Genomic DNA, 14,382 nt, shown 5'->3' on the forward strand with positions numbered 1-14,382 from the left:
CCCGCAGCCGATGGCTGCATCAGGAGGCCGGACAGATGGCAGCATCCGACATCGTGCCTACCGCCAAAAAAATCGCTTGCGTCCGAAGGGGCGTCCACAGATGCCATTCGGCACAAAGATAACAAATAGCATCGGCGATCGGCTGAAGCCGCTCCTTGTCAGTCTGCTGGCGAACCGCGTAACCGGGGCAGATTTCCGGGCGAAGGGGTTTGCAGGCGAGCGCGTTCGTGATTCACCCTATGCGTGACGCTACCACCGACTGATTCGTTTGAAGGCTGTCGCTCGCGGAACTCCGCGGGTTGGTTACTGCGCTGATCGGCGAAGTGCGCGGTCCAAACATGGTTCGAAGTGGTCGATCGCAGGGCCGCGTCGCACGGTGCAGAAGGCCATGCATCGTTGATTATGCGCAAACTGCTATCGCGCGCCTAGTCGGAACTCGCGCATCGAACAGTACATCACGTCTTCCGTCCCCAGCGCACCGGCGGCCTCCCGCTCGCAATCCAAATAGACGTCTTTCAGCTGTTTGATTGGCATGTCAGCGTGAGCGAACGCGAGGTCCTGAGCGTCAGAAGCCGACAATGAAGCCGGACTGATTGCGATCAGCACGGTGCCGAGCGTCACAGGCGCGAGGGACTTAACAACTGACATGATCATTTTGAGATCCTCCCCAGCTCCCGTCGGTCAACATTCAGTCCCTGGGGTCGCAGGTGTAGTGCCGTTCGAAGGTCCCGTCCGCGCGCCGCTGCTTGTCGAAGCCGCGATGTAAGGCTCGATCGCGCGCTCGTGAACCAGCCAAAGGGGATCTCGGCCGAGGCGTAGCCACTGCCGGCGGCCAACCGTTTCGGGATCGAGGCCGAAGCGATCCTGGTGCGCTCGATCGTCGTGCCGGCCGCGCCTGCCTCCGCATGACGGATGGCGCGGCTTGGCAAAGCGCACATGATTTCGTCACGTGAGATGCCGATGTCGCCAAGAACGTCATCGGGTAAACGGCTCAACTGGTCCGTTGCCGACAAGAGAGCTTTTCGCTCGGCGCGGAGGCGTAACCACCTGCGAAATGGACCAATGGCGGCAGCATGAATTATAACCATGATCAGATCGTCCCTTCATTGATCTGAATTGACCGGTACGGAACGGCGCGAACGGCACTCCGGGCGAGAGCGTCAGCCGTCCGCGAGGCAAGTTAGGCGTAGTGGTCGATGGATTGGTTTTGCCGCGGCGCGCCCATACGGCGGGCGGTGGCTGGCCCCGGGCCACGCATGTAATAAAGCTCCGGGCGGTAGCGCGGCGCGACGAATTTGCGAAACCCCGCAGCAAGTTTTGTGACGGGAGCCAAGAATTTCATGACTGTTCCCTTTCCCTTCGCCGGCTTGCACACGAGCCGGCGGGCCTGACGTTGCAACAAGGATATGACAGTCGAACCAGGCTCGGCTGTGGGAATTCCCACACCGGGGAAAACATTGGCGAAATCCGCTCCCAGTTTGCATCCCGGAAAGCGGGGCCTGCGGCCATCAAATTTCCTTGGATAGGGAGTAAGGTGAAGTACACTTGATTGAACAAGAGACCGTTGTGACAGGCTCTCTGGCCTTCATCTCAAGACTTTGCGATGCCGACCTCGCCGCGCTGACCAAACGGTGGCACGAGCGCAGCTATCGACACAACGAGCTAATCATTTCCCACGGCGACACTGGTCGCGATGTCTTCTTCCTGCTGGAAGGACGGGCTCGCGTGACACTGGTTTCAGCGGACGGCAGGGAGATAGCGTATCGCGATGTCGAACCGGGTGACATTTTCGGGGAGCTCGGAGGCATTGACGGGATTGCACGCTCTGCCAGCGTAGTCGCGCTGGAGGCAACCCGCGCTGCACGGCTGTCCGGCACAGCATTCCGGGATATCGTGATGACCCACCCGACTTTTGCCTGGATGCTGCTTGAGCATCTGTCTGCCCAACTCCGGCGCATGACCGAGCGGGTATTCGAATACAGCACTCTGGTCGTGCGAAAACGGCTGATCGTCGAGCTCCTGCATCGGGCGGAGAAAGCCGCACTCGTGGACGGCGAGGTGTCCATAAGCCCGGCACCGACGCATTCCGAGCTGGCGGCAACGATGAGCACGCACAGGGAAGCGGTCTCGCGCGAAATGAGCGACCTCGCCAAGAGAGGCCTGATCGAAAAGCGCGGCAGCAGGTTATTGCTGCATGACGTCTCGGCACTACGGGCGCTGGTCGACAAGAAGGAATAGCGAAGGCTGTCGCTGCGGCGGGGGCACAGCACGTTTCATACTCCTCGGCCGCAAGTGATTATTCCTTCCGGCAAACCGGGCAACCTAGCGTGCCAGCGCGCGGGTCGGGCTTTGATCGCTTCACCCCTTGCAAGAATCATGACTCGGCTTCTTGATGCGGGCACGGAACGTTATCCCCAGCCTGCTTGCAGACTTACAAGGGCGGATCGAAGGGTGAAGCCGCATGGACGTTAAATACCAAATCTTCGTCAGCTCGACCTACGCCGATTTGGTGGACGAAAGACGGTCGGTCATCGAGGCCGTTCTTAACCCCGGGCATATTCCTGTGGGGATGGAGGCATTCCAAGCCAGCGACGACACTCAATGGGATACATTAAGCGGCGCATCGATGACAGCGACTACTACGTACTCATCGTAGCAGAGCGGTACGGCTCAGAGTTGAAGGGTAAGAGCTACACCCAGATGGAGTACGAGTACGCCGTCGCCCAAGACGTGCCTACCGTGGCGTTTTTACTCGAAGGCGGTGCTCGCAAGACGTGGGCCGCGGAAAGGTCGAGTTCGAGAAAAAGGCCAAACTCGAGAGATTCCGAAAGCTGTATGAAAAGAAGCTCGTCAAATATTGGCGCAACAAGGACGATTTGGCGGGTAAGGTTGCGATGGCTATTAGACGTTATGACTCTGAGCGGCGGCCCGCCCTTAGTCTTTGCAGCTGTTAAGCAAACGGGGGTTGCTCGGGAGTGCCGAGCCGAGCCCCAAGCGAAGAAAGGACGGGCCATGGAGCAAGATAACGTTTTTTACGTCGGTGTCGATGTGTCGAAAGCCAAGCATGCTGTCGCGATTGCCGAGGGCGGACGCGGTGGAGAGGTCCGGTATTTCGGCGAGGCGTTCCCCGCGCGTCGTCACCGGAACGTCGTAGCCGTGAAGCCGAACCGGTCCCGTCATCGTGAACAAGCGTCACCTCGCCAGTCATCGTGATCGTGTCGCCTTCGGACAGTTTCGCCATCGGCATCGCCCTCGCAAAGGCCGCCGCTGAACTGGACGTGGAAAGCGCCATCGACGGTGAGATCGTCGTATTGAACGAGACTGGCCTGTCTGACTTCGGAGCCTTGCGGAAAGCCATCACCCAACGCCAGCACGACCTCTATTCGTCGCCTTCGATCTTCTGCATCTCAATGGTCACGACCTGCGCGACATGGCGCTGGAGGACCGCCGCGAGTTCCTTGCCGAGATGATCCCGGACGGTGGCCGTATCCAATTCAGCCAGGCGCTTCCCGGCGAGGCTAAGGCGATCTTCCCACCTGATAGACCAGGCGGGGCTCGAAGGCATGGTGTCGAGGCGCAAGGACAGCAAATACCGGAGCGGCAATTCGACGGCTTGGCACAAGACCAAGGCTTACAGCATCGATGAATACGAGTTGCTCGGCGTCGAGCGTGAACCCGGAAAGCCGGCTTTCGCCCTAATGGCCGAGCGTGGCACAGGACGCTATGTCGGGAGCGCCTTTATCACCTTGAACCGGGAGATGCGGGAACGCCTCTGGGAGCGCGTACAGGAGCATTCTGGGCCTGCGCCAAACGGGATGAAACGGCCGGCGATGCAATGGGTCAAGCCGGGGCTGATCGGCCCGTGAAGCATCTCCGCGGCGAGGAGAATCTGCGCCATGCCTCGCTGCAGGATTTTCGGGAGGAAGACTAGGGTAAAACTCAGTCATTCTGGCTATGCCGCGAATGGCCGAGATGGGTTAGGCCCTGCCGTTTGAATCGGTCGGCGGCAACGAGCACAGAGCGCCATTTGCTGACCTTCATGGCGCTTCTCCAAACCTGCCGTTCGCGCTGCGACCTGATGCGGACCCAAAGCCGACGTTGTGCAGTGCCCACCGCCGTTGATATACTCGATCATTCAGTCAGCGGGGAAGGATTTTCGATATCTCGCGTCGCGACCTGACACTTGGCGCAGCCGGTGCTTACGCTGCGTTTGGACTCGACAATCCGATCGCGTTTGTCGACGCGGCTTGCGCTCAACAGTCCGTCGCTCAACCTTTCCGCAAATACAAGGTTGGCGACATTGAAGTCTTCTCTCTGATTGATGGCATGCGTGACGTTCCGCTGCGGGAGGGTATGGTCAGGAATGTCAGCGTCGAACAATCAAGACCGCGTTGCGTGGTGCCGGTTTTCCCGACAATCAGGCGCCCCTGCGGTTTATCGTCATGGCGCTCAAGCTGCGCGATCAAGTGGTCCTGATCGACTCGGGTACGGGCGGTCATCCGATTTATGGTGAGGGGAACGGCCGGCTGTTCGAGAGCATGGCCGCGGCGGGCCTTGACCCCAAGGCAGTCAAGACGATCCTGATCTCCCATCTCCACGGCGACCACATTTATGGCCTCATGAACAATGAGAGCAATGCGCAGGTCTTCCCGGATGCCGACATCGTGGTGCCCGCCGCGGAATTGAAATGGTGGACGCGCCCGGGAGTCGAGTCGATCGATCTCGGACCGACGCGCAAGGGCCTCGCCCAGCGCATTCAGGCTACCGTGGCGACGTGGAAAAACGTCAGGACCTTTGAGGGAGAACCAGAACTCCTGCCCGGCGTGCACGCCGTTCAGGCCCCCGGTCATAGCCCGGGAATGGTCGCGCATCTGGTCACCTCGGGCGGCAAACAGTTCCTGATCAGCGCTGACGTGGTCAATCTTGCGCCCCACATTTCAACAAATCCCGAGTGGCAGCTTGCTATCGACCAGGATCCGCAACTGGCTGTCGAAACGCGAAGGAAGATCTTCGATCGCGCGGTCGCCGACAAGCTCACCATTTCGGGTACTCACTGGTTGATGCCGAACGCCGGCACGCTGTCCAAGGATGGCAACGGCTACGTATTCGCAGCCGAGGGGTAATATCCCTGCCACACTGCCCGTTGCCAACTGGACGGCGACGGCTGACCGAGCCACAGCGCCACCTTCCGATGCATATTGAAGGACTTGGGGGCTACCGTGTTGGCCCTTTTGGTCCTGAGCTTTCAAGTTCCAGGTCGCATTTGACCCGATGTCGGTCGGCAACTCCCCACCATTTTCGGGCATTCGCCGAGACAGCAGTAGAGGTTTCGTTAGTGGGTGAGCGGACCTTACTAGCGGTCTGCTCTGTATCCTTGTTGTTTCCATCGCGGGTTGCTGGTTGACCGACACGCGCTTTATGATGGCTGCCCCAAGCTCTGATCGGGCCCGTTGCCCGAGCGGCTCGTTGTGCGGGAGGGACTCTATGGCCCAGCAGGAGCAGTGGCAGCTGGAAGGCAGCGCCGCGGAACTCTACGAGCGCTACCTGGTCCCGGCAATTACCGCCCTGTGGGCTGCCGACCTGGTGGATCGTGCTGCGCCTCAATCTGGTGAGCGGGTTCTGGACGTAGCTTGCGGCACGGGCGTGGTGGCACGCTCGGCGGCCGAGCGCATGGGAAATGGGCAGGTCGTCGGCCTCGACATCAACACGGGCATGCTTGCCGTTGCTCGATCGCTCCCGAGAGGCGCTGGACCGCGTATCGACTGGTGCGAGGGAAGCGCACTCGAAATGCCGTTCCCTGACTCCACCTTCGATCTGGTTCTTTGCCAACTCGGACTGCAGTTTTTCCCGGACCGATCGGGTGCGCTACGTGAGATGTTCCGGGTGCTGGTGCCTAATGGCCGACTGGCCTTAAGCGTTTTCAGCGCTATTGACCAAACTCCTGCGGCGAAGGCGCTGGCAGATGCCTTGGATCGACATCTCGGTCCAGGCGCTTCGGCAACCAAACGGTCCGAGCATTCACTCGCCGATGCTGACGAGCTTTACCGATTGGTGGCTGGCGCGGGCTTTCGCCATGTGACCGTCCACACGATTACCAAGAACATCGGTTTCCCCTCGCCAAAGGAATACGTGCGACTACAGCTAGCAGCAACTCCCCAGGCTGGACTGGTGAGCGGAATGGATGCCGGACATCGCGACGCAGTCATCACAGCGATCACGGGTGATCTAAGTTCCTCGCTGGCAATCTATTCAACTGGAGGGGAGCTGATGTTCCCCCAAGAGGCTCACGTCTTGCTCGCACGCAAATAGCGCAGCTGACGTGGCGCCATGAGCAAAAGGAAGAGCGAGTGGAAGTTCGAAGGGCATATCTAGAGGATGCACCACTGATCGATCAGCTCCTCGAGAGGGCTTATCCTACGCTCATGGCCGCCGCCTATAGCCAAGAGGTCCTCGCCGGATCCTTGCCTGCTATGACGAAGGCGAACCCGGAGCTGCTGACGTCGGGCACCTATTATGTCGCGGAAGAATGGGGGCGCATTTTGGGGTGTGGCGGATGGACACTCGAGCGTCCCGGCACAGAAGAAATCACCCCCGACGTTGCCCATTTGAGGCATTTTGCGACCGATCCGGCCGTAGTTAAGAAAGGTACTGGTCGCGCCATCTTTCGCGAATGCGCGCAGGCGGCAGCCAAGGCTGGAGCAAAAATGTTTCAAGCGTATTCGAGCCTGAACGCGGAGCCGTTCTACGAGAGCTTTGGGCTGACCCGGATTGTGCAGATCGAGCTCCCGATGACCCCAAGCAACTCGTTCCCTGCGGTATTGATGGAAGGGCTGATACAGGTTGAATGATGCCCGAGTCCCAGTCGTACTCACGTTGATCGAACTGCAACTTTCCACAGATTTTGTTGAAAAAGTCCGCCATCAGTCAGTGTCTGCTTTGAAAGCTTCTCCTCCGCAAACGCGAATGGTGCGCCATCTGCGGGGGCGGCACGCCTACTGACCACTCTCTATCACCTCGGCTACCTCGTACAGATTGGGATAGATCTCGTCCGTCAACTGATCGAAGTGACCCCATTCCTTGCGGAATTCCGGCGCATGATGAGCCGCTCGCAAGAGATCGCGACTTTGCCATTGGACATAGTTGACGATGCGCCGCCCGTCGAGGCTGCGATGCAGGCTGATTGAGATGAACCCAGGCTGACGCGCCATAAAGCGCGCTCGCTCGGCCATGATGGACAATGCCTCGGACTGCTTGTCCGGTTCAGAATCGACGATGGTGATTTGGGTGACTGGCTGGTTGTCGGCTCGGATGTGTGTCATGGAAACCTCGCTGGATTGATGGCGAAATTGCGGGACAGTAGCTTCGGCCAAATCGATCTCAGTCGGCTGCAGGCCCAACGCTGCCGGTCTCTCCTTGTTCCAAGACGCGCGGAGTTGCTGTGCGCGAAGCGCGCGCTGCGTCCAATTCTGCGACTTTCCTTAGGTATGGCTGTGAAGGGCAAGTCTGCTCGCCAAGTTCGCTTTGCTACTGAGCGCGCTCGTCGGCGGCGTGGGCCATCCCGTCCTTGAAGTCGACTTTCGTGCCCGGCTGCACGATCGAGCCGAGGTCTTCGGCATCCCAGTTGGTCAGTCGGATGCAGCCATGCGAGAAAGTCGTGCCGATCTTGCCCGGTTCGGGCGTGCCGTGGATGTGCTATGCTTAGAGATGGGAGACACGGCGGTCGCCGAAGCGCCCGCACGCCTCCCTGTTTATGGGAGGATAACATGGCCTACTATGTGCTGCTCACCAACTTCACAGATCAGGGGGCTAAGACAGTCAAGGACACCGTAAAGCGTGCTGAAGCATTCAAGGAGATGGCGGCCAAAAGCGGGGTCAAAGTACATTCGCTTTACTGGACGCTCGGTCAGCACGACGTGGTCGCGATTGCCGAAGCCGACGATGATATTGCCGCGACCGCGCTCAGCTTATCGATAGCTTCGCTCGGCAACGTCCGAACGCAGACCCTAAGAGCGTTCGACGCCAACGATATGGCAAAGGTCATTGCCAAGATGGGCTGAAAAAGAAGCGGCAATGAAGATCGCGGCCGACTGTTGGCGCAGGCAAATGGCCGACGCGATCGCGATCGCGATCGCGATCAAAACGTGGATTGATGGGACATGCGGCCGGCATCAAGTATATCGGCGGCTGCTGGTGCGCTTTGCTGCTCGAAAGCATACTGAAGCCAGGCTTGGACGCGGGTTAGTCATGAGCTCGCGCATACCCACGTAGGTAGACTATCGGCTTGCTTAAGGAGCGATCTGATATGTCTAAGGATAACGGTAGCTATACAAGTGCCGGTGCTAACTTTTATGGTCCGCAGTACGCGCGCATCGACGGCGAACTCGCTGCTGATGCCTCTCGATTCACGGCTGTAGTGAGCCCCCGCCTGGGGACAGAGTCAATTCGTGCGCGTGGCGCCGGCTTCCGTCTGGCGTTATGGACGCTGGCGGGGTGGCAAAGCGTGATATCGAGGCAAGCAGCATCGTCGCGCCGATCGTCAGCCGAACTGTCAGCGCCGGTCCCTCGTCTTGGGCGGTTGTTCCGAAAAGGGTCACAAGCGCTGGTAGCGAGGAAGGTCCGGTTTGGAGAGGAAAATCGGCGCCGGAAAGGCGGCATTGGGTCACAACTTCTTGACCGGCGACCGTCGGCGAAGGTCCGAGAAAGATGGAAGACTGTCCTTTGAGTTGAAGCATCGAGAGGCTTAGGGCTCCGCCCTCGGCGCGCTTCGGAGCGTTTCCGCCCAACTTCGGTCGCTTTGCTCCCTGCAGCCGGTTCCCCGCGAAGGCGCCCACTCCGGTTGCACACCCGCTGCTCGCCGCGAGGCAGGGCTGCAGCGCAGTGCTGCGCCGCACCCCGACCTCAAGACCGGCATGGACGAGAGTGGTGGCTGGGTGAAAATCAGCCTTGCAAAAAGGTGGGGAGTCCTCCGCCAGCCCGTTCTTGTCCTCTGCTATCTTGGTCTCGGCGATGGCCAGAAGATCATTGCTCAGCTGCGATTTGTGCGGCAATCGGCGGTCTATAGAGGGCCGGGAGGGTTTCGAATTCCGCGTTAGGAAGAGCGTCCTTCTCGTCTTCACCGTGCAGGCTGGTTACTCTGGGCGGCAGAGTGCCCTTCCGCGCTTCGCAAACCTGCCGTGGGAAAAGCCTTGCCGTTTTTTCCGGCGGGGCTTTGATCAGATCGCGACTATTAGTGATTTATGCTGGAACTGGTTGCGGAGGTTGGAGTCGGACCAATTTGCACCGATTAAGAAGCCCCGTCAGCAAACGAACTCGGTCACAGCACTGTATTGGCGGTATCCCTCTACTGACTCGAGCCCGACCGCTTCTTAGGTCGCGCCTACCGTTTTGCACGCCCTCCCCTGCCCGGCCGTGACGGAAGGTTGAACCCGTCGGGCGGCTTGCTAGGGTTCCAGACTTAGGTGGTAACCCGGCATGAACACGGCACTGCTTTTGATGGCTCAGTATGGTGGTAAGGCCATCATCCCGATCGATGACGTCTGCCGAGACTATTTCTCCCACCTGACGCCGCCGAAATTGATTCAGCATTGGCATCCTCGGCTATGGCCGTATCGGCAAGATGCTTGCCCTTCGCGCCAAAGCTTTTGGCGCATTGCGCCTGTTGAATACGCATCCTTGTCAAGCCGGGTTGGGTTCCATAAGCGCGTCAGTCGAACCCCAAAAATGCCCCAACAGCAGGGCTGGATTGGTCGATCCGCGGGGCGGTGAAACGCAGTGCAGGGCGCCGTGATTTTCCCGATCCGTCATTGCCGCGACGAACTTTGCGCCTAGAGTAGTGGCACATGCCGCAGCATGGAGAGTTCTCATGCGCCGCCTCTTCCGCTTTATCGCACTCGCCGCCAGCCCTGCCGCCTTCCCGGCCGGCGCGCAGGAACGTCAGGTCTACAGTCTCCCGCAGGGCGCGCATCCCCATGACGTCGCGCCCGCGCCCGACGGAGACATCTGGTACACGGCCCAGCAACAGGGGGCACTGGGTATTCTCGATCCCGAGACCGGCAAGGTTCGCCAAGTACCGCTTGGCGAAGGATCCAGCCCTCACGGTGTCATCCAGGGTCCGGACGGTGACGCGTGGATAACCGATGGCGGGCTCAACGCGATCGTGCGCTTCGACTCGACAACCGAGGAAATCAAGGTGTGGGCGCTTCCGCAGGACGTCGGCTACGCCAATCTCAATACTGCCGCCTTCGACGGCGACGGCCTCCTCTGGTTCACCGGGCAGAGCGGAATCTACGGAAGGCTCGACCCTGCGACGGGCGACATGAAAATTTTCCACGCTCCAGAGGGCCGCGGCCCCTACGGGATTACTGCGACCCCCAACGGAGACGTCTACTTCGTGTCGCTCGCCGGCAGCTATCTGGCAAGCATCGACCGCAAGAGCGGTGAAGCTCGAGTGATCGAGCCTCCGACCCCGGACCAGGGGGCGCGCCGCGTGTGGTCGGACAGCCGGGGACGGCTTTGGATTTCGGAATGGAACGCGGGACAGGTATCGGTCTACGACCCCCATGACGGCGGCTGGAACGCTTGGCGTTTGCCCGGCGACCTTCCTCGCACCTATGCGGTCTATGTGGACGAGCGCGACATTGTCTGGCTCTCCGATTTCGGAGGGAATGCCGTGCACGCGTTCGATCCGCAGACAGACAAGTTTACGACGTACCCCAAGTCCACGGAAAACGCTGATGTCCGTCAGATCAATGGACGCCGCGGAGAGGTTTGGCTGCCAGAATCCGGGGCCGACCGGCTGGTCGTGATCCGCACCGTCTCCGCCAAGTGAGGCGCCGGTCCCAGTCGCGGCTTCATTAGCGCCAGCAAGGCGAAGTTCGGTCTCCCGTCCTTCCTCCGCGCTGCTAGCGCCGCGCTCCGTGCAGGATCGACGCGGATCCGCATCGCGGATCGGCGCCGCCCCTTTTGCGGCGGCTCATTCCGTCAACGCTGTGCGGAAGCTTCATTGCTATGACCGGAAAGGCGCTTTCGAGCACGCAGACCGGCTTGGATAGGCTCTTGCGGTGAACATGGCGAAATGGTTCGAGCCGACCGGCGACAGCTATTTCTCGCATATCAACCGCCAGAGCATCGAGGCCGTCATTCGGGAGGCGAAGGGTGATCAGGCCGCGCTTGCCGTCAAGGCGGCGGGCAAGAAGTTCAACGATCATTTGCATCGAGTTGTGGCTCACATCTGGGGATCACGACCTGCACGGCCCCCACTCCGGTAACAACAGGCTGCAAAATTGGAACAGTCGTTTGGCCCTCTCCATAGCCCTTCAGATGCGTCTTTGATCATTGCCTGAGGTACGCGCCCGTGTAGGTCTGGCCAGCAAGCCTAACGGTTCCGGCGAGGGCTCCGTCGGACAGCATAACAAAACTGACGTCCGCGCCATTCGGTAGGCGCTCAAGCCGGCGGCCTCTCCCGGATAGTTGTCGCCCAGATTTCCCCACGCATAGGTGACCGTCACCTTCCCATCGGAAGAAATCGTCTGAACAGCAAGTTTGGCGTCATACATCCCATCCAATCGTCCGGCCCATAGACCCGAAAAAGCAGCGTACTTTGTTGGAACGCCCTTGCCAGGGAGAGTGACCGCCACGGATTGATGCATGATTGCTGAGCCGGAAGGAACCAAGGCAGGTTGGGGAGGAATGGCACCAGGTTCTAACGCAGGTTCGAGAGTGGCGGGTTGCGGCGTTTCAGGAGCCGATTGGCACGCGGCTAGGGCAAGTGCCGCGAAGCCAAGCATTGCGTTGCACATTCGGTGTGCCATCTTCTGGTGCGCCGGCCATCTTTGAATCTAGCGCAGGCCGACCTTATCGCGCGTTTTCACAAGCCGTGTCTACGCAGGGTATGTCATACGACAGCGGGTCGTCGAAGAACCCGCAGCGGTCGTGAGTGAATGCCTCCATTCGTCGCCCAAGTAGCGGCCTGGAGCGCCATTCGCCCCGCAACCGCTGGTTCATTAGGAGTTGAGCGGGAGGATCAGCAGTTGACCTTCCAGATCACATAGTGAGCCCGTTGCGACTGTATTCCTGAACCTTCGACAAACGAGTACACGTCGGTCGAACGGACTCACCAAGCTGCTGAATGAACCGCTTGTCTTATGACTTTCCGTCGTTTCGAGGCCAAAGTGGGTTGCCGCCTGCGGGCCTTCACCACCCGCAGGCGGCGGGAGGGGTGGGATCGATGAACCGTCGGTCGTGATGGACCGAGCTAGAGTATGATCGACGCGTTGGTGCCAGGCTTCTGAATGATAATCACGACGATGGTAGTCATTCTCGACGATACAAGAGTTGCTGCCACTTATTCGGACAGGAGCTACCGGTTCGATTGAACCGGTAGCGGTGAACGGAAGGGCACAAACACCCTTCGGCCGCGATTTCGCCAATAGCAATACCGCAGAAACGTGCCACTTTGGCGGACGATCTGCGCCCTCCGAAGGCAGAAGTTACAGGTTCGAATCCTGTCGGGTGCAGCATTGCCGCAGTTCGCTTGCCGACAACTATTCCTGCTGGAATTGACAGGGCCAATCTTCAGGCCTCGTCAAGCCAGAAGGCAACTCGGTCCGGGCGTCTCCGCAAGCCATGTTGAGCTGCCACTGGGACAGACCCGCCGAATTGGAAAGATCGACACCCTCGATACGGGTCAGAAAGAAAAAGGCGCGGTCAAAGTCTATCGGCGCGGTGAACCTCGCTCCTCGGAAGTCCGCCCGTGCGAGATTGGCAAACGAGAAGCGGCTGCCGCTGATATCGGCGTCATGGAACTGCGCACGCCCCAGTTCTGCCTTTGTGAAATCAACATTGGTCAGATTGGCGTCCTGGAAATTCGAGCGCTGCATTTCCGCGCTCGCAAACACAGCGCTCTGCGCGTCCATACGGCTGAAGTCGGTCCTGTAGCCCTCGATTCTGTCGAACCGGGCGCCTTTGGCGGTCGAGTCGGCCAAGGAAGCACGCACAAGAGTTGCCTTCTCAAGATTTGCCGCACGGAGATTGGTGTTCCTGAGGTCGGTCGAAGTGAAATCAACACCGAACAGGTTCGCCCCGCTCAGGTCCTGTCCTTCTAGGATGAGAAGCTTCTTGTCACACTCTTGCCAATTGACGCCAGGCGTCGCGGCTGCGTCGCAATTTTGAGCGGCAGCGGCGTTCTGCCAAGCAAACACAGTGCAAACCGCTAGAACCAAGCCGGATGTGCCGTAAGCTCTGGTTCGCCTCAAAGTCATTGTTGCTGGACCTCTGCTACTCGCCGACACTCACCCTTACCACATCTGCTGACACTCGAGCCACGGTGACCACTGCCGTCACAGTTGGCGCATTTCTCATATTCAAGCTTTGATGTTGATCAACAGATCAACCCGCGCGTAGGGCGCGATTTGCGAGCGCCTCCCCATATCGGCGGTCCAGCAGAGATTCATTTGTCACCGGCCAGGCGCATCATTCCGTAGGTATGCTTGACTAAGCCGAGGAGAGCGGTCGTTCAGGCTGGCGAAGTCGCGTGCCAAGATTGGCCTCCGCTCTGGACGCTTGTCTCGCTAATTGGGAGCCTGCTCGAGTGCAGACCGCCAACCGCCGGCGTCCGCTGCCGACAAGCGTGAATCCGCTTGGTTCCGCACCGGTCGGTACTTCCCGACGGCGAGGTTGACCCGGCACGGGGTGCTAGTCGCACTGACGGCATTGCTTGACGACGCCGTTATCTTTCTAGGAAATGAGAGTGGTTCCATGCATCTGGCGGCATCAGTAGGGACTCCTGTCGTCGGCCTTTACGGCTTGACACCGCCGGACATTTGGGGGCCGCTCGGAGTTCCGCATCGGATCGTGGCGCCTCGGCTGCCCTGCCAATGCGCTGCTCCCAACTTGTGCAAGCCGAACAATCCCGGTGGCGTCTACTGTGTGCATCGCGTGCGAGTAGAGGAGGTCACCACAGCTACCCTCGACCTGATCGAGTTCGAAACGCTCAAATCAATACCGAATCGTTAAGCTCAGCTCAGCTAGTTCGTTGAAGCGGCGGACCTAACAACTGGCCGGATCGACGGCGAGCGGCCTAGGTCCATCAGATCAAAGCCGGGCCTCGATCCAGAACCGAGATATCGTAAACTACACTCTGCGTCTCATGAACGGCCAAGTCAGCAAAATACCCCTATTCACCCCCGCCGTCGGTTACTGCTCATCGCCTTGAGATAGCCTCTTGCGAGTCGACAATCGCCTCCCGCGCTATGACAAGGTCTTTCCGGGTGAGAGCATTGCATTCCCTCGCAAGCGCGATTCGAACCGTTATTGCGCGTTCATTTTCCGCAAGACGGCAGCGCGTTCCCGGATAACGAACATTCGATCCCAGCTAACGGCAAT

General features: G+C 59.5%; 18 protein-coding genes and 2 pseudogenes. 14 read left to right on the forward strand and 6 right to left on the reverse strand.

All coding sequences use genetic code 11. The annotated features are described in order from the left end of the window. Positions 1 to 247 (forward strand): hypothetical protein (locus NKH89_RS05940; RefSeq protein ID WP_352908499.1); only part of this gene is annotated, 247 nt, incomplete at its 5' end. A gap of 167 nt (positions 248 to 414) precedes the next feature. Here NKH89_RS05940 and NKH89_RS05945 read toward each other — a convergent pair. Continuing rightward, positions 415 to 654 (reverse strand): hypothetical protein, encoded by a 240-nt coding sequence (locus tag NKH89_RS05945; RefSeq protein ID WP_352496615.1) that lies wholly within the window; start codon positions 652 to 654, stop codon positions 415 to 417. 526 nt (positions 655 to 1,180) lie between these two features. Beyond that, entirely contained in the window at positions 1,181 to 1,342 is a 162-nt protein-coding gene (locus tag NKH89_RS05955; RefSeq protein ID WP_352496614.1) for a hypothetical protein, read from the reverse strand. Between the two features lie 224 nt (positions 1,343 to 1,566). Between NKH89_RS05955 and NKH89_RS05960 the strand changes: the two genes are divergently transcribed. The 4 genes and pseudogenes from NKH89_RS05960 to NKH89_RS05975 all read left to right on the forward strand — a co-directional run bounded on the left by NKH89_RS05960 (position 1,567) and on the right by NKH89_RS05975 (position 3,866). After that, positions 1,567 to 2,238 carry a Crp/Fnr family transcriptional regulator gene (locus NKH89_RS05960; protein WP_029356805.1) on the forward strand — a complete coding sequence of 224 codons (672 nt, stop codon included), beginning with the start codon at positions 1,567 to 1,569 and terminating at the stop codon, positions 2,236 to 2,238. Positions 2,239 to 2,461: 223 nt separating this feature from the next. Continuing rightward, a pseudogene (locus NKH89_RS05965) lies at positions 2,462 to 2,736 on the forward strand (DUF4062 domain-containing protein); the annotation flags it as partial. A 694-nt stretch (positions 2,737 to 3,430) separates the two neighbouring features. Then, the gene (locus NKH89_RS05970) at positions 3,431 to 3,646 is read left to right on the forward strand and encodes a hypothetical protein (RefSeq protein ID WP_352496613.1); all 216 of its coding nucleotides are present in this window, start codon (positions 3,431 to 3,433) and stop codon (positions 3,644 to 3,646) included. Further along, a complete protein-coding gene (locus tag NKH89_RS05975; protein ID WP_352496627.1) occupies positions 3,564 to 3,866 on the forward strand; it encodes a hypothetical protein in 303 nt (100 codons plus the stop codon). Before NKH89_RS05970 ends, NKH89_RS05975 begins: the two co-directional genes overlap by 83 nt. 265 nt (positions 3,867 to 4,131) lie before the next feature. On the opposite strand, the gene NKH89_RS05980 is transcribed toward NKH89_RS05975, so the two are convergent. Beyond that, positions 4,132 to 4,380, reverse strand: a complete 249-nt coding sequence (locus tag NKH89_RS05980) for a hypothetical protein (protein WP_352496612.1) — start codon at positions 4,378 to 4,380, stop codon at positions 4,132 to 4,134. Between the two features lie 62 nt (positions 4,381 to 4,442). Here NKH89_RS05980 and NKH89_RS05985 point away from each other — a divergent pair, with 62 nt between their 5' ends. The 3 genes from NKH89_RS05985 (at position 4,443) to NKH89_RS05995 (ending at position 6,848) form a co-directional block, all read left to right on the forward strand. After that, positions 4,443 to 5,123, forward strand: coding sequence for an MBL fold metallo-hydrolase (locus tag NKH89_RS05985; protein WP_352496611.1), 681 nt, complete (start codon positions 4,443 to 4,445; stop codon positions 5,121 to 5,123). 361 nt (positions 5,124 to 5,484) lie between these two features. Continuing rightward, the gene (locus NKH89_RS05990) at positions 5,485 to 6,309 is read left to right on the forward strand and encodes a methyltransferase domain-containing protein (protein ID WP_352494226.1); all 825 of its coding nucleotides are present in this window, start codon (positions 5,485 to 5,487) and stop codon (positions 6,307 to 6,309) included. Between the two features lie 113 nt (positions 6,310 to 6,422). Continuing rightward, positions 6,423 to 6,848, forward strand: coding sequence for a GNAT family N-acetyltransferase (locus tag NKH89_RS05995; protein ID WP_352494225.1), 426 nt, complete (start codon positions 6,423 to 6,425; stop codon positions 6,846 to 6,848). 144 nt (positions 6,849 to 6,992) lie between these two features. Here the strand turns inward: NKH89_RS05995 and NKH89_RS06000 are convergent, their stop codons facing one another. Both NKH89_RS06000 and NKH89_RS06005 read right to left on the reverse strand, forming a co-directional pair. Further along, positions 6,993 to 7,397: an antibiotic biosynthesis monooxygenase family protein gene (locus tag NKH89_RS06000; RefSeq protein WP_352908500.1), complete on the reverse strand. Its 405-nt coding sequence runs from the start codon at positions 7,395 to 7,397 to the stop codon at positions 6,993 to 6,995. 127 nt (positions 7,398 to 7,524) lie between these two features. Next, a complete protein-coding gene (locus NKH89_RS06005) occupies positions 7,525 to 7,689 on the reverse strand; it encodes a L,D-transpeptidase (protein WP_352494243.1) in 165 nt (54 codons plus the stop codon). A gap of 74 nt (positions 7,690 to 7,763) precedes the next feature. Here NKH89_RS06005 and NKH89_RS06010 point away from each other — a divergent pair, with 74 nt between their 5' ends. From NKH89_RS06010 to NKH89_RS06030, 5 genes and pseudogenes are all read left to right on the forward strand, one after another. Next, positions 7,764 to 8,057 (forward strand): GYD domain-containing protein, encoded by a 294-nt coding sequence (locus tag NKH89_RS06010; RefSeq protein ID WP_065012366.1) that lies wholly within the window; start codon positions 7,764 to 7,766, stop codon positions 8,055 to 8,057. A gap of 13 nt (positions 8,058 to 8,070) precedes the next feature. Continuing rightward, the gene (locus NKH89_RS06015; protein ID WP_352494223.1) at positions 8,071 to 8,268 is read left to right on the forward strand and encodes a hypothetical protein; all 198 of its coding nucleotides are present in this window, start codon (positions 8,071 to 8,073) and stop codon (positions 8,266 to 8,268) included. Between the two features lie 1,203 nt (positions 8,269 to 9,471). Beyond that, positions 9,472 to 9,582 (forward strand): annotated as a pseudogene (locus tag NKH89_RS06020) (pyocin activator PrtN family protein); the annotation flags it as partial. A gap of 280 nt (positions 9,583 to 9,862) precedes the next feature. Then, positions 9,863 to 10,828 carry a Vgb family protein gene (locus tag NKH89_RS06025; protein ID WP_352908501.1) on the forward strand — a complete coding sequence of 322 codons (966 nt, stop codon included), beginning with the start codon at positions 9,863 to 9,865 and terminating at the stop codon, positions 10,826 to 10,828. A gap of 232 nt (positions 10,829 to 11,060) precedes the next feature. Continuing rightward, the gene (locus tag NKH89_RS06030) at positions 11,061 to 11,267 is read left to right on the forward strand and encodes a hypothetical protein (protein WP_352494221.1); all 207 of its coding nucleotides are present in this window, start codon (positions 11,061 to 11,063) and stop codon (positions 11,265 to 11,267) included. 1,275 nt (positions 11,268 to 12,542) lie between these two features. On the opposite strand, the gene NKH89_RS06035 is transcribed toward NKH89_RS06030, so the two are convergent. Beyond that, complete coding sequence (locus NKH89_RS06035; protein WP_352908502.1) at positions 12,543 to 13,259, reverse strand: pentapeptide repeat-containing protein; 717 nt, start codon at positions 13,257 to 13,259, stop codon at positions 12,543 to 12,545. Positions 13,260 to 13,689: 430 nt separating this feature from the next. On the opposite strand from NKH89_RS06035, the gene NKH89_RS06040 reads away from it, so the two are divergent. Further along, on the forward strand, positions 13,690 to 14,013 hold the full coding sequence (locus NKH89_RS06040) for a glycosyltransferase family 9 protein (RefSeq protein ID WP_352908503.1): 324 nt from the start codon (positions 13,690 to 13,692) through the stop codon (positions 14,011 to 14,013). The last annotated feature ends 369 nt before the right edge of the window (positions 14,014 to 14,382 follow it).

It is taken from the genome of Mesorhizobium sp. M0923 (genome assembly GCF_040319365.1).
Classification (GTDB): domain Bacteria; phylum Pseudomonadota; class Alphaproteobacteria; order Rhizobiales; family Rhizobiaceae; genus Mesorhizobium.

Coding starts and splice junctions, on each gene's coding strand:
- NKH89_RS05945 (WP_352496615.1), bottom strand. CDS start 654: ATGATCATGTCAGTTGTTAAGTCCCTCGCGCCTGTGACGCTCGGCACC.
- NKH89_RS05955 (WP_352496614.1), bottom strand. CDS start 1,342: ATGAAATTCTTGGCTCCCGTCACAAAACTTGCTGCGGGGTTTCGCAAA.
- NKH89_RS05970 (WP_352496613.1), top strand. CDS start 3,431: ATGGCGCTGGAGGACCGCCGCGAGTTCCTTGCCGAGATGATCCCGGAC.
- NKH89_RS05975 (WP_352496627.1), top strand. CDS start 3,564: ATGGTGTCGAGGCGCAAGGACAGCAAATACCGGAGCGGCAATTCGACG.
- NKH89_RS05985 (WP_352496611.1), top strand. CDS start 4,443: ATGGCGCTCAAGCTGCGCGATCAAGTGGTCCTGATCGACTCGGGTACG.
- NKH89_RS05990 (WP_352494226.1), top strand. CDS start 5,485: ATGGCCCAGCAGGAGCAGTGGCAGCTGGAAGGCAGCGCCGCGGAACTC.
- NKH89_RS05995 (WP_352494225.1), top strand. CDS start 6,423: ATGGCCGCCGCCTATAGCCAAGAGGTCCTCGCCGGATCCTTGCCTGCT.
- NKH89_RS06010 (WP_065012366.1), top strand. CDS start 7,764: ATGGCCTACTATGTGCTGCTCACCAACTTCACAGATCAGGGGGCTAAG.
- NKH89_RS06015 (WP_352494223.1), top strand. CDS start 8,071: ATGAAGATCGCGGCCGACTGTTGGCGCAGGCAAATGGCCGACGCGATC.
- NKH89_RS06025 (WP_352908501.1), top strand. CDS start 9,863: ATGCGCCGCCTCTTCCGCTTTATCGCACTCGCCGCCAGCCCTGCCGCC.
- NKH89_RS06035 (WP_352908502.1), bottom strand. CDS start 13,259: ATGACTTTGAGGCGAACCAGAGCTTACGGCACATCCGGCTTGGTTCTA.